Below are 20,245 nucleotides of genomic sequence, written 5' to 3' on the forward strand. Positions count from 1 at the left end.
ACGCCTCCACAAGAATCGGATATCGTACTACACTTTTTAAGTACCCTGAACATTCTAAATGGAAACGCGAGACTGGAAATATGAGAAAAACAGGACAACAGAATAATTTTCTAATATCGGCAATAAGTAAAACTTATCGAAAGTCTTTTGTTCTTTCAAATTGTAACGGAATCCATATTATACTATGATAGAACTGTACAAGTAAGCGGTATCAGGGGCTTGATGTCGTGAACACTTAAAGGGGGAATCACCATGAAGCAAACAGATGTGTCGCAAGATGTCTTTGGCGCACGCCGTTCGTTTGAAGCAAACGGTAAGAATTATCAGTACTATAGTCTTGAAAAATTGGAAGAACTCGGATTGACGGAAGTCAAACGTCTTCCATACTCGATTCGTGTCCTACTCGAGTCAGTACTTCGTCAACAAGATGGTCGTTCGATCACACGTGAACACGTCGAGAACTTGGCGAAATGGGGAACAGCTCAAGTTTCGAACGATGTCGATGTTCCGTTCAAACCGTCACGCGTCATCCTTCAGGATTTCACAGGTGTTCCAACGGTCGTTGACCTCGCGTCACTTCGTAAAGCCATGCAAGATCTCGGTGGAGACCCATCGGTCATCAACCCAGAAGTACCAGTCGACCTCGTCGTTGACCACTCGGTTCAAGTCGATGCTTACGGTTTTGCTGGAGCACTTGCAGAAAACATGGATCTCGAATTCGAACGTAACGAAGAGCGTTACAAATTACTTCGCTGGGCGACATCGGCATTCGATAACTACCGTGCCGTACCACCAGCAACAGGGATCGTCCACCAAGTTAACCTCGAGTACTTGGCATCTGTCGTCCTTGAAAAGGAAACAGCAGACGGTACAGTTGATGTGTACCCGGATACACTCGTCGGAACGGACTCACACACGACGATGATCAACGGTCTTGGCGTCCTCGGTTGGGGAGTCGGTGGGATCGAAGCGGAAGCGGGCATGCTCGGACAGCCATCGTTCTTCCCAGTACCAGAAGTCATCGGTGTACGCATTACAGGTGAGATGCACCCAGGAACGACAGCAACAGACGTTGCCCTTCGTGTAACGGAAATGCTCCGTCAAGAGAACGTCGTTGGTAAATTCGTCGAGTTCTTCGGTCCATCACTCCACTTGATGTCACTTTCTGACCGGGCAACAATCGCGAACATGGCGCCAGAATATGGTGCAACATGTGGATTCTTCCCAGTCGACACAGAAACATTGACGTACCTTCGTCTGACAGGTCGCGATGAAGAATTGATCGAAAAAGTCGAGAACTACTCGAAAGCAAACGGTTTGTTCTACACGCCACAAAACGAAGATCCAACATTCACGAAAACAGTCGAACTCGATCTTTCGACAATCGTTCCTGCCCTTGCTGGACCAAAACGTCCACAAGACCGGATCGATTTGACGGATGTTCATACATCATTCAAAAAAGCGTTGACGGCTCCACAAGGAAACGCTGGATTCGGCTTAGCGGAAGAAGAAGCGAACAAAGTCGCTGTCGTTCAGTTCGAAGACGAAGCAGTTGAAATGCGTACGGGTGACGTGGCAATCGCTGCGATCACGAGCTGTACGAACACATCAAACCCATACGTCATGATCGGTGCTGGACTCGTCGCGAAAAAAGCGATCGAACTCGGTCTTTCGGTTCCAAAATACGTCAAGACATCACTTGCGCCAGGATCGAAGGTCGTTACGGATTACCTCGAGAAATCAGGACTCCAAACGTACCTTGACGAACTCGGCTTCAACACGGTCGGTTACGGCTGTACGACATGTATCGGGAACTCTGGTCCACTCGACCGCGCAGTCGAAGACGCAATCCTCGGTTCAGACTTACTCGTTTCGTCTGTCCTCTCCGGTAACCGTAACTTCGAAGGTCGTGTCCACCCGCTCGTCAAAGCGAACTACTTGGCTTCACCGCCACTCGTCGTCGCGTATGCACTTGCAGGAACAGTCGACGTCGATATCATGAACGCGTCACTCGGAACAGGCAAAGACGGACAAGAAGTCTTCTTCGCTGACATCTGGCCGTCACGTGATGAGATCCAAACGATCATCAACACGGTCGTCACACCAGAAAGCTTCCGTGCAGAATACGATTCAGTCTTCACAGGAAACGAACGTTGGAACAACCTTGATGTGCCAACAGGGGATCAGTACGACTTCGACGGTGAGTCGACGTACATCCAAAACCCACCGTTCTTCGAGAACTTGGCGAAGGAAGCTGGTCAAGTCGAAGCGCTCAACGGACTCCGTGTCTTCGGTAAGTTTGCTGACTCGGTTACGACGGACCACATCTCACCAGCGGGTTCATTCTCGAAAACGACACCAGCCGGTCAATACCTCGTCAACAAAGGGGTTGCACCAAAAGACTTCAACTCATACGGTTCACGTCGTGGTAACCACGAAATCATGATGCGCGGAACGTTCGCGAACATCCGCATCCGTAACCAAGTCGCACCAGGTACAGAAGGTGGCTTCACGACGTACTGGCCAACAGGCGAAACGATGGCGATGTACGATGCTGCGATGAAGTATAAAGAAGATGGCACAGGTCTCGTCATCCTCGCTGGTAAAGATTACGGTATGGGTTCTTCACGTGACTGGGCAGCAAAAGGAACGAACTTGCTCGGCGTCAAAGCCGTCATCGCGGAAAGCTTCGAGCGGATTCACCGTTCAAACCTCGTCATGATGGGTGTTCTTCCACTGCAATACGTGGCAGGCACGACAGCTGAAACACTTGGTTTAACAGGTGAAGAAGCGATCAGCATCGCAATCGATGAGTCTGTTCGTCCACGTGACATCGTTAAAGTCACAGCGACAGCGGCAGACGGAAAAGTCACTGAATTCGAAGCGATCGCTCGTTTCGACTCAGAAGTCGACATCGATTACTACCGTCACGGCGGGATCCTTCCAATGGTCCTTCGTGAGCGTCTCCAACAAGCATAAGTTGTCTAATCAAAGGTGGGGGAAACCCCACCTTTTTTTGACGAGAGGAGGAAAAAGGTGAACCGATTCAAGAAGTGGTTTCAACCGAAGGAAGACCAGCCGTTGCCGATGCGTGACGTGACGCTTGATGAAGTCAAACAAGCGACGCATGCTTTTGAATCCGAACTACCGAAAGGGACGAATCGGACAGTGCTTTTAGACAACGAACAACGCATCGACTTAAAGCAGTTGGAGCCGTATTTGAAAGCACGTTCGACACAAGTGTTTTACATGTCGCGTGAGACATTCACCATCATGGAGGCAAAAGACCGAGAACTTGTCTATGAGATGGATCATGTCCAGGTTGCCGTCGATCGCTATTTTGACCGGGTGAAGAAACTCCCGTTGAAACCGTATAGCAAAACGTTCCAAGTCGACTGCGCGATGTTGTTTCAAGATGGCTATTTGCGTGAAATGCCGCATCATAGCTATTACTTGGTCGATGAGTCGATGATCGTCTCGCTGACGCCGAAAGAAGCATAAACGTAATCAAGGGTGGACCGAATTCATTCGGTTCGCCTTTTTTTGTCGTCCTGACCATTTTCTGATTTGTTCAAAAGTCTGACGAATTTAGTCAGAAATCGTGAAATCTCGGACAAACCCTTTGTATTCTCCTTATAAAACCGATACGATGATAAGGAATAGAGACTTGAGCTAGGAAGGTGTACATGGCATGACGAAACGAACGAGCACGTGGATTGCAGTAGCAATCGTGGCAATGGCGATCCTCCTTGCCTACAATTTTTATCTCTTGAACAAGACGCAGACCGCAAGCGATGAAAAAGCCGCGACGGTCAAACCGTTTTATACGATGACACGCATCCAATATGTTGAGAAGAAGCTCGCGACGAAAAAAGATGAACTTGAATCACGCACGTATGAAGTCGTCTTTAATGACAAAGGTCATTTCCGGACAGAAGTCGTAGACGGTCCGTCAAAAGGATCGCTTGCGATCTGGAACGGGACGATGTTCCGTGAGTATGATGCGACAGGGAAGTTAGTCAATGAGACGAAAGCCGGCAAAAGTGTCAGTGCGCCGCGCCCATTCCTCTCACGTGGCTTCAACGAACAGATCCTCGCCTTCATCAACAAAGGTGACTTCGGACAAGTCGAGGGAGAAGCGGACATCGCTGGAATGGCAGCAGACGTGTATGTGAAAAAAGAACCATCAAGCACGGTACCAGAAGACTGGATCAAACAATACCCATCGATCTTCGATAAAGAAAACAACCAAGAACAAGCAACGTATTATGTCGCTTCCGACCGTTCGAAAGTACTCGGTGCGGAGTCACGTAATAACGGTAAACTGTTCTACTCTGTCAAGATGAAGAGTTTTGAAACGATCGATACGTTCGATCCGGATTGGTTAAAAGCAAAATAAACAAGAAACGACCGGCGATGACGCTACGAAACGGTAGCGGACAAAGTCGGTTTTTTCGAGACGCAGGAGGTTCAACATGGAAGCATTCTCGAAAGAGGAGATGTTCAATCAAATCAAAGCGTGGGAAGAGGGCGCGAAGGTCGAGGAGGTGCTCGCCTTACGGTATGCTCAAAGTAGCCGGTTGCTTGGAGAGACGGAAGCACTCGTCCGCATCTTGGCGTTACTCGTCGAACATCGCTATATCATGACGGGACGACTGGATGCCTTAGCTGAGAGTTGGATGCAAGAAATCCGTCAGCATGGTCGTTTGCCAGCTCGTCTTGAGCAGTTGTTGACGGAACAACAATTACAAAGTACGTATCAGCGCCTTGTTGCGCATACGTTTCCGACGATTCGCGAGACGGACAATGCGAACGCCAAACGATCAGCGACGAAAGAACTGATTCTCCAAGCAAGCCAAATCGTCGAGGAGACGGAACAAATCGTCGAACTGACGGAACGGTTGCGTCGATTGGATGCTGGTCGCTGGACGGAACTGTTCGAAGCTGGAACGGCATTACTGCGTTCGAGTGCCACGCTTGAACAGACAGCGCAGACATTCGTCGATAGCTTGCAAGAGCGTTTCTATTCCCGAGAAGCGTTTCGCGAGATGACGGAACTGAAAGCGACGACAATCCAGGATCTCAAACGTGTCGTCGCTTTGCTCCCCGTCGAAAGCAAACAAGTCGAACGCTCAGCACTCGAAGAACTCGACGCGATGATTGGTCTCGAAGACATCAAACAACGGGTCCATCATATGTATCGCTTCTTGAAGTATCAACAAAAACGATCGGAAGATGGCTACCGTTCAAGCGATCAACCATCGCTACACATGATCTTCATGGGTAACCCCGGAACCGGAAAGACGACGCTTGCCCGTCTGATGGCAAAAATCTATCACGAGCTCGGACTTCTCGAACGACCGGAAGTCGTCGAGACGGATCGTTCATCGCTTGTCGGTGCGTTCGTCGGTCAGACGGAAGAACAGGTCATGAGTAAAGTCCGCGAAGCCGTCGGAGGGGTGCTCTTCATCGATGAAGCCTATGCCTTAAAACGTGCCGGACAAAGTGGGAACGATTATGGTCAGGCCGCGATTGATACGCTCGTCGCAGCGATGACGAGTGGGGAATATGCAGGGCGATTTGCGGTCGTGCTTGCTGGATACCCAGAAGAGATGCGTGATTTCCTGAAGGCGAATCCTGGACTCCGGAGTCGTTTCCCGGAATCAAATCATTATCTACTCGCTGACTATACGGATCAGGAGCTGCTCGCCATCGGACGTTCGATCGCGACCGCGAACGATTACGTCTTGACGGAACAAGCAGAGCGGGCGTTGCTCGGACGGCTTGAGCGAGAACGAGTTGACGCCAGTTTCGGAAATGGACGCGCCGTCCGTAATATCGTGCTTGATGCGATCTTCAAGAAGGGATCAAGCCTTGGAGAGAGTGCCAGTCACGAAGACTTTGCCTTACTCGAACAAGAAGACTTCGAGATGGTGCAAGAACCGGACGCAACCGTTGAGGAGCGGATCGCTTCGCTCGTCGGATTGTCTGATCTTAAAGATGAACTCAAACAGATTGAAGCTCTGTTGTCAATGCAAAAACGTCGCCGGGAAGCTGGTTATAAAGTCTTACCGGTCGAATTGCATGCGGTCTTTAGCGGCAATAGCGGGACCGGAAAGACGACTGTCGCGCAGCTTTATGCTGATGTGTTACGACAATGCGGTTATTTGAAACGCGGACATCTGAAAGTCGTCAGCCGGGCGGATCTCGTCTCCGGTTACGTCGGACAAACAGCGCAAAAGACGCGCGACGCAATTCGCGACGCGCTGGGTGGTGTCTTATTCATTGATGAAGCGTATGCGTTAAACGGTGGAGCGAACGACTTCGGGAAGGAAGCGATTGATACGCTCGTGGATGAGATGACGAAACATCAAGACAATCTCGTCGTCGTCCTTGCGGGTTACGAGCAACAGATGAACGCTTTGCTTGCGAGTAACCCAGGACTGAAATCACGCTTTAAGCGATCGTTCCACTTCCCGAATTATTCGCCAGACGAGTTGATTCAAATCATTGAAGGATACGCAGCACGGTTCGGATACGAGCTGACGGAGGACGCACGGTTGACGCTTACCGAGAAGATTGATGTCGTTCCGAACGGAAACGCACGGGCGGCGATCACGATCGTCGAACAGGCGATCGCGAAGCAGTCGATGCGATTAATTGACAAAGTTAGCTTGTCCGGTTCAGAATGGTCCTATCTTGAAAAAGAGGATTTTTAAGGGGGAAGCTACATGCACACGATTGAAATACCTGTCCGGTACGCCGAGACGGACATGATGGGCATCGTCTATCATTCGAACTATCTCGTCTATTTGGAACTCGCACGGACAGAATTAATCCAGTCCTTGGGTCTTGATTACAAGGAGATGGAAGATGCGGGTTATGTCTCCCCGGTCACGAATGTCAATCTCGATTACAAACGCTCGTTGACGTACGGTGATACAGCGGTCGTCACGGTTTGGATTGATCATTACGATGGACTACGGACGATTTATGGCTATACAGTCAAACATCCGGACGGGAAACTTGCGGTATCTGCGAAAACGACACACGTCGTCGTCAAGAAGGAAAACTTCCGACCGATTCGCTTGCCGAAGGTGTTCCCGAACTGGCACGAAATTTATGAGAAGATGAGTGAGACGGACGCAGCACTCTTAACGGAAGCGTGAAGAGATGCATCAAAAGCGGAATCGATTTTTGAATCGGTTCTGCTTTTTTCTTTTTTCAGCTTTTTCAGTCTGAACAGTAAAATTTAGCACTTGGTACTAACGACCGATGACAAAGTCAGAATCATTTGCGAAAATAAAGAAGCTGAAGTAAGGTAGGGACTTACTCTATCTGTCGGAAGTAGACTCGACGGATGGAACGATTAGCGGTAACATAGAGAAGCATAAAAAGAAGAGGGGTCTTACTCATGAAAAAAATCGTAACCGTCAGTACGTTAGCGCTTCTCCTTGCAGGATGTAATCCTGGGGATCAACAAGCGGATGATACAACGAAAACGGAACAGAAATCAGATGAGACAAAACAATCAAACGACGAAACGAAAAAAGAAGACACAGCAAAAGACACGAACAAAGACGAAACAAATAAAACAGACGAAACAGCAAAAGACGATACGTCAGAAGAAGCAAAACAAGAAGACAATTCGTCTGACGCGGCAACGCAAGAAGATCAAGGTTCTTCGGATGAGACGAAAAAAGAAGAAGAACAAAAAGACGATACACCAGCTTCAGAGAACAAAACAGAAGACAACAAAGACGAATCGACGGATAAACCGGATAGTTCATCTCAGGATCCAGAACAAGAGAAACCGTCGAAACCAGAAGATGAAACACCGGACGTCGATAAATCAGCAAATGCCAAAGCAAATCTATCACTTGGTAATCTCGTCGTCGTCAATAAGAAATACGGCTTGCCGATCGACTACAAGCCATCGGATCTTGTCGTCCCGAACGTCAGCTTCTCATACTCGGGCGTGCTCGAGCAAAGCTACATGCGGGCGCCGGCTGCGAAACAGATGGAAAAGATGTTCGCCGCTGCTAAAAAAGAAGGCGTGACATTGAACGCTGTCAGCGGATTCCGTTCAGGCGCACGTCAAAAAGTATTGTATAATAATTATGTCGCACGTGATGGCAAGGCAGCTGCTGATCAATATTCAGCTCGTCCTGGTAACAGTGAGCACCAAACAGGTCTTGCTTTTGATATTTCGGCACCAAGCGTTGGTAACGGGTTAACAGCTGCCCTTGGTGATACGAAAGAAGGAAAATGGATTGCGAATAACGCAGCCAAATATGGTTTCATCGTGCGCTACGATCGTGGTTTCCAATCACGGACAGGCTATACGTATGAGCCATGGCACATTCGTTATGTCGGTGTCGATGTCGCGACACAAATTAAAAATAACGGACAGACTCTTGAGGAATATATGAAAGTCGGTCACTAAGAGGTTGGAGGTTGACTATGATTGAAATCATAGGGATTTTAGTTCTTGGCTATCTGCTTGGTTCGATACCGTTCGCACTTCTTGTCGGGAAGTGGGGACACGGGATGGATATTCGCCAACATGGTAGCGGGAATCTCGGAACGACGAATACGTTCCGTGTCTTGGGAAAAAAGGCGGGAATCATCGTATTGATCGGTGATTTCGGAAAAGGAGCCGTCGCAAGCCTTGTTCCAATCTTAATGGGAGCAGATATACATCCGTTGTTTGCTGGATTAGCAGCTGTCATCGGTCATATCTATCCGATCTTCGCGAAGTTCAAAGGCGGAAAGGCAGTTGCGACGTCCGGAGGGATGTTGCTCGTGACGAGCCCTGTTCTGTTCATCTTCCTGCTCGTCTCCTTTTTGACGACACTTCGTCTAAGCCGGATGGTGTCGCTCAGTTCAATCGTGGCGGCAAGTGTCGGAATCGTTGTTTCCATCACCATCGGCTTTTTGACGAACGATTGGATCGTTCCGACGTTCTTTACGGTTCTTGCTTTGTTCGTCATCTTCAAGCACCGCGAGAACATCCAACGGATTCGCCAAGGAACAGAATCTAAGATTCCACTCTTTGCAAAGAAACCGTCTGAATGAGTCATTAAGACGCATCTACATCTCGTTCATTGAGATGCGGATGCGTCTTTTGTTTGTGAAAAAAGTCGGATAACGGACGAATTCAACGACATTTCATAGGAACTACACGTTTATTTACATCGGATTTACAAGACCTTTACAGACGTTCGATACACTAGAACTAGAACTTGTCTGTGAAGGGGGAAGCGCACGTGTCGTTGTTAGGAGAAGAGCGGAAATCACGCATCATGGAATGGCTGGAAGAGGAAGGGAAAGTCATGACGAAGGATTTGATCGAACGTCTCGATGTCTCGGGAGAAACGGTACGACGCTACTTAGAGGAACTCGAACGGGAACGGCAATTGAAGCGCGTCTATGGTGGCGCCATCTATCAAGGAGGAAAACGAGAGACGCCGATCTCACGTCGGACGGATCAATTGTCTCGCCGTTTAGCGCGTTATGCGAAAGGATGGCTCAGCGATTATTCCTGTATCTTTCTTGGTCGAGGTGAGCCGGTCGAGCATCTGTTGCCGTATTTAACGGGGAACGCGACGATCGTCACGAACTCACTGATGGTCGCTAGTCACTTGGAGCAGTGCCGTAAGACGGGACCGTTCAAAGGTGAAATTCGATTACTCGGTGGGACAGTCGATGCTTATGGGCAGACAGTCGGAGTCGAAGTCTTGCAGGCGCTCGATGCTTACGCTTTTGATGCTTGTTTTCTATCGTTTGACGGTGCTGAAATCGAGCGCGGCTTCGTCAGCGATGATATTGAATCCTCACTGATTCAAAAAGCCGTTATCAGTTGTACGAAGGACGTCTATGCCTTTTTGGCAAACGATGAATTCCAAGGCAATCGTAAATATAAGGTGGCAGAGTTCCGACGTGCAAAGATCGTCCTCAGTCCAGCCTCCTATCCACCATCGTGGGAGATGAAACTGTTCAACGAACGCGTGAACTGGATGGTCGTCTCATGATACACTGATGCGGGAGGGATGCATCATGTTAGAAATCATCGCATCGACCGTAGAAGAAGCGGTCGCAGCAGAACAAGCCAGAGCGGACCGGATCGAGCTCGTTTCCGCATTATCCGAAGGTGGGTTGACGCCGAGCTATGGACTGATTCGTCAAGTCGTCTCGACGGTCGAGATTCCGGTTCACGTCCTCGTTCGACCACATAGTAAGTCGTTCGTCTATTCGAAATCAGATGAGGAGACGATCATCACGGATATCGACTTGATCCGTGAACTCGGTGCTGCCGGGATCGTCGTTGGCTCATTGACCGCAGACGGTCGCATCGACGAAGGCTTCCTTGGTCGAATTATCAAACATAAAGGGGAACTGTCACTGACGTTCCACCGGGCGATCGACAGTAGTCGTGATATTCTCGAAGCGGCAGAAGTGCTCGCTGATTTTCCAGAAGTCGACCGGATCTTGACGTCGGGTGGTCAAGCGACGGCGTTAGAAGGAAAAGAGACAATCACTCGCTTGATCGAGGACCATCCGGACTTGATTATCTTACCAGGTTCCGGGATTACGCTTGAGAATGCGGAAGCACTTCTTGAGGCGACGAAGGCATCGGAACTACATGTGGGTTCCGCTGTCTTACAAGACGGTATCATTCAAAAAGAACGTGTTGAGGCATTGACGCGACTTCTGCGCTAATCCTATACCGCACGAATCCATTTTTCAAATCTTATGAGATGAGAGAAATGGATTTTTTTGTATGTGTTCGTGACGGATTTTCGACGATTCCGTGACGCGTTTGAAAAGCAGAGCGGGATAACTAGGTTTTTCAACGGGACTACGCTAGAATCAAAGATGGAAATAGTGGAAATGAAGGAGTACGACATGAACCCTAAACAATTAAAACAAGACGCCCTTGGTACACTAAAAGGACGTTGGCTGGTCGGGCTAAGCATCTCGATCATCTACTTCCTGATCTTTGCGCTTGCAGCAAGCCGGATGTCCTTTGACCAAGATGACATCGACAGCATGGTCCGTTTCATCGGACTGAACATGGTCGTAACGATCGTGCTTGCTCCGGTGACGGTCGGACGAACGATTGCTTACTTACGCTTCACACGCGGGGAATCTGCTGGCATCGGAACGTTATTCGAAGGATTTTCTTCGTTTCGACGTGCTTTCCGGACGATTGCTGCTTACGCGATCGTGACGGTATTGGTCTATGTCGGATCATTTTTGATTTTACCGGCATTGTACTTTTATCTAGCGTATCGCCTCGTCCCGTACATTTTGGTCGACCGGCCTGAATTGTCGTTTTGGCAAGTACTTGGCGAGAGCCGTCGGATGATGAAAGGGCATAAGCGTGAATTGATCATGCTTTACTTGAGTTTCATCGGCTGGGGTATCCTCGCACTACTTAGTACTGTGGGTGTCATCTTCTTGACGCCGTATTTCGATACGACGATGGCACACTTCTATGAACGCTTGAAACCAACACGTCAATCATCCGTCGAGGGATGAACGAAAAAAGCCTGTACATTACGTCAGTAGACGTAGCGTACAGGCTTTTGCTTATTCTACCGAAGCGCGTGAACGTTCGGCGAGCAACAGATAAAGCGCTTGTGTACCGGAATCGGCGTGACCCAGCTCAGCAAGTTGTTCATATAAATCCTTCGTCAGTGCGAGACCAGGTGTCGCAATGCCCATCTCAGCTCCTCGCTCAAGGGCAAGGCGCATATCCTTGATGAAGTGCTTGACGAAGAAACCAGGTGAGTAGTTTTCAGCGATGACGCGCGGAATCAAGTTCTCAAGACTCCAGCTACCGGCAGAACCAGATTTGATCGTCTCGATGAATTGCGTCGGGTCAATCCCGGACCGCGTGACGAACAACAGCATCTCCGCTGTTCCAATCATCGAGCCGGCAATCGCGATTTGGTTCGCGAGTTTCGCCGATTGTCCTTTACCAGGACCACCGAAGAGTGAAATCGATTTTCCCATCGCTTCGAATAATGGCTTCGCTTGTGCGAAAGTCGCTTCTTCCCCACCGACGAGAATGGCGAGTGTTCCGTTCTTCGCGCCGAGGTCACCACCTGTGACAGGTGCATCAAGTGCCTGAAGACCGCGTGCTGCCGCTTCCTTCGCGATTCGTTCTGCAAGAGCCGGACTGGATGTCGTCATGTCAATCAGAATCGTTCCTGGTGTCGCATGATCGAGGATTCCGTCTTCGAAGTAGATCTGCTCGACGTCTTGCGGATAACCGACGATCGAGATGACGACGTCGACCTCCGTGACGACGTCTTGAATCGTATCGACGATCTTGACATCATCTGCTTCAAGGACGAGTCCTTTTTCTTTCGTGCGATTATATCCTTTGACTGTAAAACCTGCCTTGCGCAGATTGCGGACCATGCCTTGTCCCATGACACCTAATCCGATGAAACCGACTGTCTTCATACGTGATTCCCCCTTGCACGTTCCGTGCCGATGAATTGTTGCGTTACGAGCTTATTATACAATGGATTGTCGACGACAAGACGATCATGTGTCCCGATGCCGGAAATCCGACCATCTTCAAGGACGATGATTTGATCGGCATGACGGACTGTCGCGAGACGATGGGCGATGACGAACGTCGTCCGTCCGACCATCAATCGTTCAAGTGCTTCCTGAACGACCCGCTCGGACTCAGAGTCGAGGCTTGACGTGGCTTCATCCAGCAATAGAATTTCCGGATCACGGAGGAGTGCACGTGCGATTGCAATCCGTTGGCGTTGACCACCAGACAACTTGACACCCCGTTCTCCGATTTCAGTTGCATACCCCTCCGGAAAACGTTCAATGAACGTATCGGCATTCGCCATCCGTGCAGCCTCACGGATTTTGTCTTCACTGACGTCTTCCGCAAGACCGTAGATGAGATTGTCGCGTATCGTTCCCGATAAAACAGGTGAGTCTTGCGCAACATAACCAATCGCTTGGCGCCAAGACGATAACGTCAAATCAGTGATGGATTGATCTCCGAGTCGGATCTGACCGGACGTCGGTTGATAGAACCGCTCAAGTATCGCGAATAATGTCGTCTTCCCGGATCCACTCGGACCAACGATCGCTGTCGTCTTGCCGCGTGGTAACGTAAAGCTGACATCCTGGAGGATAGGCGTCTCATTGTATCCGAATGACAGGTGATCGACCGTGACGTCCGTAAACGGACGCGGCGCAACAAGCGCTCCAGGTGCTTCCGGTGTCTCATCGAGCAGCTCGATGATTCGCTCTGTCGCCCCACGTGCTTTCTGCAACTTCGTGATGAATTCAGTCATCGTCACGAGCGGCGTCATGATTTGGAACAAATAGAGTGAGAAGGCGACGAGTTCACCCGCCGTGATCTGGTTCGTCGCGACGCGGTAGGCACCAAAGCCGATGATCAAGATCAACATCGTCGTTAAGGTGACGTTGAATATTGGCAACAAGAGGGCTTGGATTCGTCCTTCCTTGACGCCATAGCCATAAAGATTCTCAATGCGAGTTTTCCCACGGTCGAGCTCATAGGATTCTGTCGCTTGCGATTTGACGAGTCGGACTTCGCCGAGCATCTCGGCAAAAAAACCGGATAATCCTGCGAGTTCTTTCTGAGTCTCACGAGATATCTTATGCAGCTTCCGCACGAGCGGAATGATGATTAGTAACGTCACGGGTACAGCGATGACCATGACAAGTGTCATCTGCCAGTCGAGGAAGAACAGGATCGTGATCGCCCCGATGATCGAGACGAGGGATGTCAGCAGGCGGACGAGTTGCTCCGACAGCAATTGCTGGAGTGTCGTAGCGTCACTATTGAGCCGAGAGACAAGCTCACCTGATTTCGTCTCATCATAGAACGGAATCGATAAGGTCAACAGGTGTTTCCATAAGAGCGTCCGCAAATTGGCGACGATCCGTTGACCAACGATCTGTAACCAATAGATGGACAAGGCGTTCGCGACGACTTGGACGACGAAGACGATCACGAACAAACTGATCAGCTGCGGAGTCAGTCGATCGACTGTAAAACCGTCAATCAACGTCTTTAAGAACCAAGGGATGGCGAGTGCTGCCAGCGCTTGGATGACGGAGACGGAAACGGCAGCGGATAATAATCCGACCGGGGGTTTCGTTTTTTTCAATAACAGGTAAAAAGATTGGAACGTCGCAGCGTTCATTTCAACACATCCTCTCTTTTCCATTGTCCGAAAGAACGAAGAAACGGTCAAATGGGAAACGCGACTTGACAAGAAATCTTTTGGTTTGTGACACTGATAGTGGAAACAACAAGGGAGGATTCAGATGTCTATTTTCGTAGATGCAGACGGATGTCCCGTTGTCGATCTCGTCGTTCGACACCGACAGGGACGTGACGTCTTTTTAGTTTGTGATACAGCACACCAGATGATGCGGGAGGGGGCGACGACGATCACGGTCGGACAAGGACCAGATGCCGTCGATTACGCGATCGTCAATCGGATGAAACGTGGCGATCTCGTCGTGACCCAAGACTACGGTTTAGCAGCACTCGTCTTAGCGCGAGGAGGCTTCGCGATGGACCAAAATGGTCGTCAGTTTACGAACGAGAATATCGATCTATTGCTTCATACACGCCATGTCGGACAACAAATCCGACGAGCGGGTGGACGGACGAAAGGACCGAAAAAACGGACGCGCGATGCGGACCGGGCCTTTGAAGAGGCATTTCGCGCATTAGTGCAAAGCAGCATATAAGGAAGACAGTACTCGAACTGTCGATCAAATAGGGACCATGCTATAATTTGTAACAGGAATGAATTTTGAAAGGAGGATACACGTTGAAACGAATCTTACGCGACCACTCGAAGGACCGTCCTTACCGATTGCGCCAAGGAACGGTTCCAGCATCAGCTGAGGCACGACTCACATCACTCGATCAACGTGAAATCAATCGATTACAACAGAATTTACGAGAAGTCGAACTGAAATTGAAGCAACGCAATGAAATCATGGAAGCGTTAGCGACGCAAAATGTCGAAGCGGCCTGTGAGACCGTCCTGACGATCCTGTTGCAACTGCTCGATGTAAAAGAAGGTGCCATCCTCTTGTACCGTCGTGAACAGTTGAATCATTTCGTCGCGCAAGGCATCGACGAGATGGAGCTGATTGAAAAAGATCTCGATCAATATTCTGTCTTACGTCGGGCGTTCGTCATGCGTAAATCGGTTCAATTACCGATTGGCGATCAGTTCGAATCGGCGATTCCCGTCCAATCTCCAAGTAATGGACAAGTCGTCGGGTTACTTTATATTCGTCATGCTTTTCCTCAGTTCAATCTAGAGCAAGTCGGGGACTTACTTGATCTATCACGAAAACTCGGAATGACGCTTGAACGCCATCTCCTGTTCCATCAGATGGAGCATGAAAAGATCAAGACGTATCAGCTCCTCGACTCGATTCGGGAAGCTGTCCTATACATCGAGAGTAGTGGGGAACAGATTTATGCGAACCAAGCTTTGTTGAACATGTTTCCACCGAAGCTCGTCAATCAAGCGCAAGGATTCCGCCACGCCTACGAACGGGCGACGTCGCTGTTTGAACATGTCGATCAGCCAGACGCACTCCATGACTACATCGGTCAACTGATGAATGGAGATATTCCGGGAGAAACGATCGAACTATCAGCGTTTCGGGGGAACTTGCTACTCAGTGCTTACGCCGAGCGGATTGCGATCGCAAACGTCGAGTGGGGCATGATGCTCGTCTTACGGGACGTGACGAAAGATAAGGAACTTGATCTTAAGCAGGCAGAATTCGTCTCGATCGTGTCGCACGAGTTGCGGACACCGCTCTCTTCCATCATGGGCTTCACGGAATTATTGATGAAACGAGAAGTGGATCCGAAGCGCCAAAAGCGATATTTGCAGACGATTCATTCAGAAACCGTTCGTTTGGCGGAATTGATCAATGACATCTTGGAAATTCAAAAAGGAGAAGATTCGACGCATGGGACGCAAAAAGAACCGCTTGATGTGAAACAATTGATGTTCGAGATGAAACCGATGTTTGATCTCGCGAGTCGCGCGCATCGCATCAGTGTCCAGTTCGATCCAGGCACCTATACGATTTCAGCAAGCAGTGAAAAGATGAAACAGCTGTTCACGAACTTGATCATGAACGCGATTAAATATTCACCTGAAGGTGGCGCAATCCGGATCAAAGGGTCAAACCAGTCGGATCAATTACGGATTGAGATTTCGGACGAAGGGCTCGGTATACCAGAGAAAGCCCTACCTTATATCTTTGATAAGTTTTACCGAGCAGATAACTCGGATACACGTAAAATCGGTGGAACCGGCTTAGGACTCGCGATTTGTCGCATGATCGTGCTTGATCATGGTGGAGCTATTTCCGTCCAATCAACGGAAGGAAAGGGCAGTACATTCATCATTCAACTCCCGCTCGACGCATGACCGACAATCGACTGAGAAAGGAGGAAGACACGGTGAATAATTCACACATTCGTTATGAAGCATTGCATCCGCTCGTCGAAGAGATTCTTGAAAAACTGAGTGAACGGATCGGCGTCAACACGTTGTTTTTTGCATTAAATGATTCATATAGCAACTTTGTCGTCAAGGCGATCAATCAAGAGCGACAATTGATTGAAGAAGGCTCGACCCATGTCTTCCAACACGTTCTCTGTAAGCTGGTCGTCGATGAAACGGATGGAAAGGTTTCAATCAGTGAATTGCTCAACGATCCATTGACGGTCAATCATCCGGTCACGAAAGCACTGGGGAACGGAAGTTTCATGGGAGTGGCAATCAAGAATGCTGAGAATGAGAAGATCGGGACGTTGTGCGCCTTCGACGATCAACCATTCGACTTCAAGGAGCAGGATATTGCACTTGTGGAACATTACGCTGACATCATTAGTAAATCAATCAACGTTGAAACGTATGTCATCAAAGACGCTTTGACAGATGTCTATAACGAACGCTATATGAATCGTTTAATTTCGAGTGTGACGATTCATCCAGCTTTCTTGATGGTCTTGAACCTCGACCGTTTTCATGCGATCAATGCTACGCACGGTTACCGGATAGGGAATGAAGTATTGCGTGAAATTGCAAGTCGTCTAAAATATGTACCGTTACCGAATCATGTCGTCGGACGGATGGATGGTAATGAGTTCGTCGTATTGGCAGAACTTGAGCAAGAGCAAGAATTCGAACAGCATGCAATAGACTATGCCCGCATCGTCACGGAAGCAATCGAGCAACCAATCGTTGGTGTCGCGGACGAACCGATTCACGTGACGGCATCGTCTGGGGTCAGTCTCTTGACGGGTGACATGGCGAGTCGTCAGACGCAGATTTATGCAGCGGAAGCCTTGATGCAACAAGTGAAACACGACGGGAAACGACGGACCTCGTTCGTCAATCCGAACCGACATGCGGAGCAACACCCGTTTGCATCGGTCCTTGAATCAGAGCTGTCACATGCACTGGAACGAGGGCAGTTCGAACTTTATTACCAATGGATCGTCGATGCCAAACAAGAACATTATGTCGCGGTAGAAGCACTTTTACGCTGGAACCATCCAGTGCTTGGCTTTGTCAGTCCGACGGATTTCATTCCGATTGCTGAGAAGATGGAGATTTTTCCGGACATCGGTCGATTTACGATCTGTCAGGCCATCTTGGACCAACGACGGCTAGAAGAAACGTTTGGTCGTAAGATTTCCGTCGCTGTCAATCTATCGGCAAATCAGTTCGAGTCGGATCAACTCTTTTCCGAGTTAATTCGACTAACAGAAGAGTCTTACTTCCCGAATGAGCGTCTCATTCTAGAAATTCGTGAGGAAGTACTGCAAACACGTCGTCGTTTTGCGATCAAACGCTTGGAACAGTTACGCCAAGCAGGCTATCGTCTGACCGTCGATCACTTCGGTAGTCATTATGCGTCACTCAATTCGTTGTTACGCCTGCCTGTTCAAGCGGTCAAACTCGATCCAATCTTTACGCGTCGACTCGTTCAAAATCAGCTGGAACGCTCGATGATTCGCTCTGTTCATTCCTTGACGTCGACGTTGAACATCGCGCTCGTGATTCAGGAAGTCGAAACGCCGTCTCAGCTGCAGCACATTCAAACGTTAGATGAGTTGTTGTATGTACAAGGATACGAGGTTCATCATCCTCAACCGATCGATCAACTGCTCGTCGAGGACATCATACGAGGGCGTGCTGAGGTTTAACCGTTCTTCAGTCGGGAATACCTTAAAAGGTGGAACAAGTACATTTTAAGGGGGATGCCAAATGGCTGATCAACACGATAAAGAAACGGATCCGATTACTTCAGGTAACCGAATGACGAAGGATGAGATTGCGGGGCGTGATCCGCAGAACCATGCGGAGGTTCCGGAAAAATCGAAGGATGAAAAAGAATCGAAGCATCAAGAGCAAGAACAAGATGCTGAGAAAACAGAACGACCAGACAACGATGCTTCGAGTGAAGAGGCACCCGATTTGTCCCATGCTTCAGATGAAGATGGGGATGTCCAGCCATCTGATGATGACAACCAACAAGATAAGGAATAACTAAAATGAAAGGCAATCGATGTCCGGCAGAAATGCCGGATACCGATTGCCTTTTTTTGATGGAGTAAAAGATTACTCGCCACCCCCGCCGCCGTCACCACCACCATCAAATCCTCCGTCGATCCCGCCGTCTGTCGCATGGGACGTATCGGTCAAATCAACAGGGAAGAGTAAGAACGGAATCGCGTCGGCGCCGTCCGGTGGGAGAATCGAAGATGGGAAGAGTTGTTGCAGGATTGTTTGTTGACTTAAATACAATCGGATTGCTGTCAAATAGACTAAGTCTTTCCGGTACTTAAAATGTAAATCGGAGCGTAACGCCTCTGCCATCCGTTCGAGTGACGAAGCGTGAACATTTGGATCACCGAGTAACGCAAGCATACCGTGAAACGACAGCGGAACATGGTGTTTACGATGTATCTTACGGGATGCCTCCACTTGTGCGATATAGCGATCCCAATCGTCTTCAGGCAATAAAGCGAATATCAAGGCGACGACATACGTCTGTTGAGCGCGTCCGAATCGCCGTTTGAGTCGTTGATAGACCGTTTCGATACGCGAGGCGAGCTCGTCTAACTCACCGCGTGTCGTAGCGTGAAAATAGACGAAAGAGATCAATAGCGGTGACACGATGAACCGATGTTGTTTTTTGAGGCGTGTGTATAATTGTACCGTTCGTTCAAGTACCACGTCCTGCGGAGTAAGACGGCTGATGAACAGGGCAGTAGAATAGGCATTCAAGGGATGCGACAATCGATGCGATTTAAAATAGCCATGAATCGACATCATCTCAGCAATCCGACTCGGTGTGTGGGCGTCAAAGGCATGAATCTTCGAAGCAAGTAATAATGCCTGGGTGGTTTGTGTATGCAAGCATATTTTCAAGTCATCTGCTGTCTCAAGCAACACACTTGCGGAAACCTGCTCCGTTCCGATCGTTCGGTCGAATGCCAGTTCGATGAGAATACCATCCTGATAGGTTCTGAATTCTGGTCCGATGTGATCCAGCTGTCGCAAGAAAGTCGTCGCGATCTCCATGACTGTTCCTCCTCTGCCTTTTCTTCTAGTGTATCACGCAGTGAAAGCGTTATCTTATTTTTTCAGTTGGGTGTCAATCAATTGTTCTGCTGCGCGCCGGTACAAGTTACTCATATGAGCCATCGCTAAGATCTGTTCCAGTGGGTCGGTCGTCGAGGCGGTTAGAGCGTCTTGTTCTGTTACGAAGCGGGCTGTATTTCGTTCCGTCAGTTCGAGGTAATTGCGATAAAACCCTTCAAGATCAAGTTGATCCTGTTCGATCCCTTCGTTCAAGGGCGCGAGAATCGTCTTGATATCATTGATCGAAAACGAACTTTTCAATTGATAAATCAAGCTGATCAGAATCAAGTGCTCCTTCGTATATTTTTTATTCGTGACCGGAAAGAATAATTTCTTTTTGGCATAATTGTTGATCATCGTCTTCGTCAAAATCGTCTCATCTGTACTTCGCGTCGTTGCCTCGAATGTCCGCTCGAACAGTTGGATGACTTGATCCATATAGAGATCGATATTCGGAATATCTTCGAGCCGTAATTGGCGATCGTGTCTCGTGTCATCAGAATGTGTCATAAAAAAACCTCCAA

General features: G+C 49.0%; 18 protein-coding genes. 14 read left to right on the top strand and 4 right to left on the bottom strand.

Annotated features, from left to right (window positions below):
* Nucleotides 1-252 precede the first annotated feature (252 nt).
* The 10 genes from acnA to ASF99_RS04685 all read left to right on the top strand — a co-directional run bounded on the left by acnA (nucleotide 253) and on the right by ASF99_RS04685 (nucleotide 11,544).
* On the top strand, nucleotides 253-2,979 hold the full coding sequence (acnA, locus tag ASF99_RS04640) for an aconitate hydratase AcnA (RefSeq protein WP_023467797.1): 2,727 nt from the start codon (nucleotides 253-255) through the stop codon (nucleotides 2,977-2,979).
* Between the two features lie 57 nt (nucleotides 2,980-3,036).
* On the top strand, nucleotides 3,037-3,501 hold the full coding sequence (locus tag ASF99_RS04645) for a DUF3939 domain-containing protein (RefSeq protein WP_023467798.1): 465 nt from the start codon (nucleotides 3,037-3,039) through the stop codon (nucleotides 3,499-3,501).
* A gap of 190 nt (nucleotides 3,502-3,691) precedes the next feature.
* Nucleotides 3,692-4,399, top strand: a complete 708-nt coding sequence (locus ASF99_RS04650) for a hypothetical protein (RefSeq protein ID WP_023467799.1) — start codon at nucleotides 3,692-3,694, stop codon at nucleotides 4,397-4,399.
* 76 nt (nucleotides 4,400-4,475) lie between these two features.
* Complete coding sequence (locus tag ASF99_RS04655; RefSeq protein WP_023467800.1) at nucleotides 4,476-6,719, top strand: AAA family ATPase; 2,244 nt, start codon at nucleotides 4,476-4,478, stop codon at nucleotides 6,717-6,719.
* A 12-nt stretch (nucleotides 6,720-6,731) separates the two neighbouring features.
* Nucleotides 6,732-7,169, top strand: a complete 438-nt coding sequence (locus ASF99_RS04660; protein ID WP_023467801.1) for an acyl-CoA thioesterase — start codon at nucleotides 6,732-6,734, stop codon at nucleotides 7,167-7,169.
* Nucleotides 7,170-7,414: 245 nt separating this feature from the next.
* The gene (locus ASF99_RS04665; RefSeq protein WP_035398093.1) at nucleotides 7,415-8,446 is read left to right on the top strand and encodes a M15 family metallopeptidase; all 1,032 of its coding nucleotides are present in this window, start codon (nucleotides 7,415-7,417) and stop codon (nucleotides 8,444-8,446) included.
* Between the two features lie 17 nt (nucleotides 8,447-8,463).
* Entirely contained in the window at nucleotides 8,464-9,078 is a 615-nt protein-coding gene (gene plsY / locus ASF99_RS04670; RefSeq protein WP_035398091.1) for a glycerol-3-phosphate 1-O-acyltransferase PlsY, read from the top strand.
* Nucleotides 9,079-9,269: 191 nt separating this feature from the next.
* Nucleotides 9,270-10,034: a DeoR/GlpR family DNA-binding transcription regulator gene (locus tag ASF99_RS04675; RefSeq protein WP_023467804.1), complete on the top strand. Its 765-nt coding sequence runs from the start codon at nucleotides 9,270-9,272 to the stop codon at nucleotides 10,032-10,034.
* Nucleotides 10,035-10,059: 25 nt separating this feature from the next.
* Nucleotides 10,060-10,722 carry a copper homeostasis protein CutC gene (locus ASF99_RS04680; protein WP_055967194.1) on the top strand — a complete coding sequence of 221 codons (663 nt, stop codon included), beginning with the start codon at nucleotides 10,060-10,062 and terminating at the stop codon, nucleotides 10,720-10,722.
* Between the two features lie 186 nt (nucleotides 10,723-10,908).
* On the top strand, nucleotides 10,909-11,544 hold the full coding sequence (locus tag ASF99_RS04685; RefSeq protein ID WP_050678317.1) for a DUF975 family protein: 636 nt from the start codon (nucleotides 10,909-10,911) through the stop codon (nucleotides 11,542-11,544).
* 51 nt (nucleotides 11,545-11,595) lie between these two features.
* Here the strand turns inward: ASF99_RS04685 and ASF99_RS04690 are convergent, their stop codons facing one another.
* Both ASF99_RS04690 and ASF99_RS04695 read right to left on the bottom strand, forming a co-directional pair.
* Nucleotides 11,596-12,477: an NAD(P)-dependent oxidoreductase gene (locus ASF99_RS04690; protein WP_055967197.1), complete on the bottom strand. Its 882-nt coding sequence runs from the start codon at nucleotides 12,475-12,477 to the stop codon at nucleotides 11,596-11,598.
* Complete coding sequence (locus tag ASF99_RS04695) at nucleotides 12,474-14,219, bottom strand: ABC transporter ATP-binding protein (RefSeq protein ID WP_082486989.1); 1,746 nt, start codon at nucleotides 14,217-14,219, stop codon at nucleotides 12,474-12,476. Before ASF99_RS04695 ends, ASF99_RS04690 begins: the two co-directional genes overlap by 4 nt.
* 124 nt (nucleotides 14,220-14,343) lie before the next feature.
* Here ASF99_RS04695 and ASF99_RS04700 point away from each other — a divergent pair, with 124 nt between their 5' ends.
* From ASF99_RS04700 to ASF99_RS04715, 4 genes are all read left to right on the top strand, one after another.
* Nucleotides 14,344-14,775 (top strand): YaiI/YqxD family protein, encoded by a 432-nt coding sequence (locus ASF99_RS04700; protein WP_055967203.1) that lies wholly within the window; start codon nucleotides 14,344-14,346, stop codon nucleotides 14,773-14,775.
* 83 nt (nucleotides 14,776-14,858) lie between these two features.
* Nucleotides 14,859-16,493 (top strand): ATP-binding protein, encoded by a 1,635-nt coding sequence (locus tag ASF99_RS04705; protein WP_023467809.1) that lies wholly within the window; start codon nucleotides 14,859-14,861, stop codon nucleotides 16,491-16,493.
* A gap of 32 nt (nucleotides 16,494-16,525) precedes the next feature.
* Nucleotides 16,526-18,280: an EAL domain-containing protein gene (locus ASF99_RS04710; RefSeq protein WP_023467810.1), complete on the top strand. Its 1,755-nt coding sequence runs from the start codon at nucleotides 16,526-16,528 to the stop codon at nucleotides 18,278-18,280.
* Nucleotides 18,281-18,341: 61 nt separating this feature from the next.
* Nucleotides 18,342-18,623 carry a hypothetical protein gene (locus tag ASF99_RS04715; protein ID WP_023467811.1) on the top strand — a complete coding sequence of 94 codons (282 nt, stop codon included), beginning with the start codon at nucleotides 18,342-18,344 and terminating at the stop codon, nucleotides 18,621-18,623.
* 72 nt (nucleotides 18,624-18,695) lie between these two features.
* Here the strand turns inward: ASF99_RS04715 and ASF99_RS04720 are convergent, their stop codons facing one another.
* Nucleotides 18,696-19,661, bottom strand: coding sequence for a DUF4003 family protein (locus ASF99_RS04720; RefSeq protein ID WP_055967206.1), 966 nt, complete (start codon nucleotides 19,659-19,661; stop codon nucleotides 18,696-18,698).
* A 54-nt stretch (nucleotides 19,662-19,715) separates the two neighbouring features.
* Nucleotides 19,716-20,231, bottom strand: coding sequence for a DUF1836 domain-containing protein (locus ASF99_RS04725; protein WP_055967209.1), 516 nt, complete (start codon nucleotides 20,229-20,231; stop codon nucleotides 19,716-19,718).
* Nucleotides 20,232-20,245 lie beyond the last annotated feature (14 nt).

Source organism: Exiguobacterium sp. Leaf187 (assembly GCF_001423925.1).
Classification (GTDB): domain Bacteria; phylum Bacillota; class Bacilli; order Exiguobacteriales; family Exiguobacteriaceae; genus Exiguobacterium_A; species Exiguobacterium_A indicum.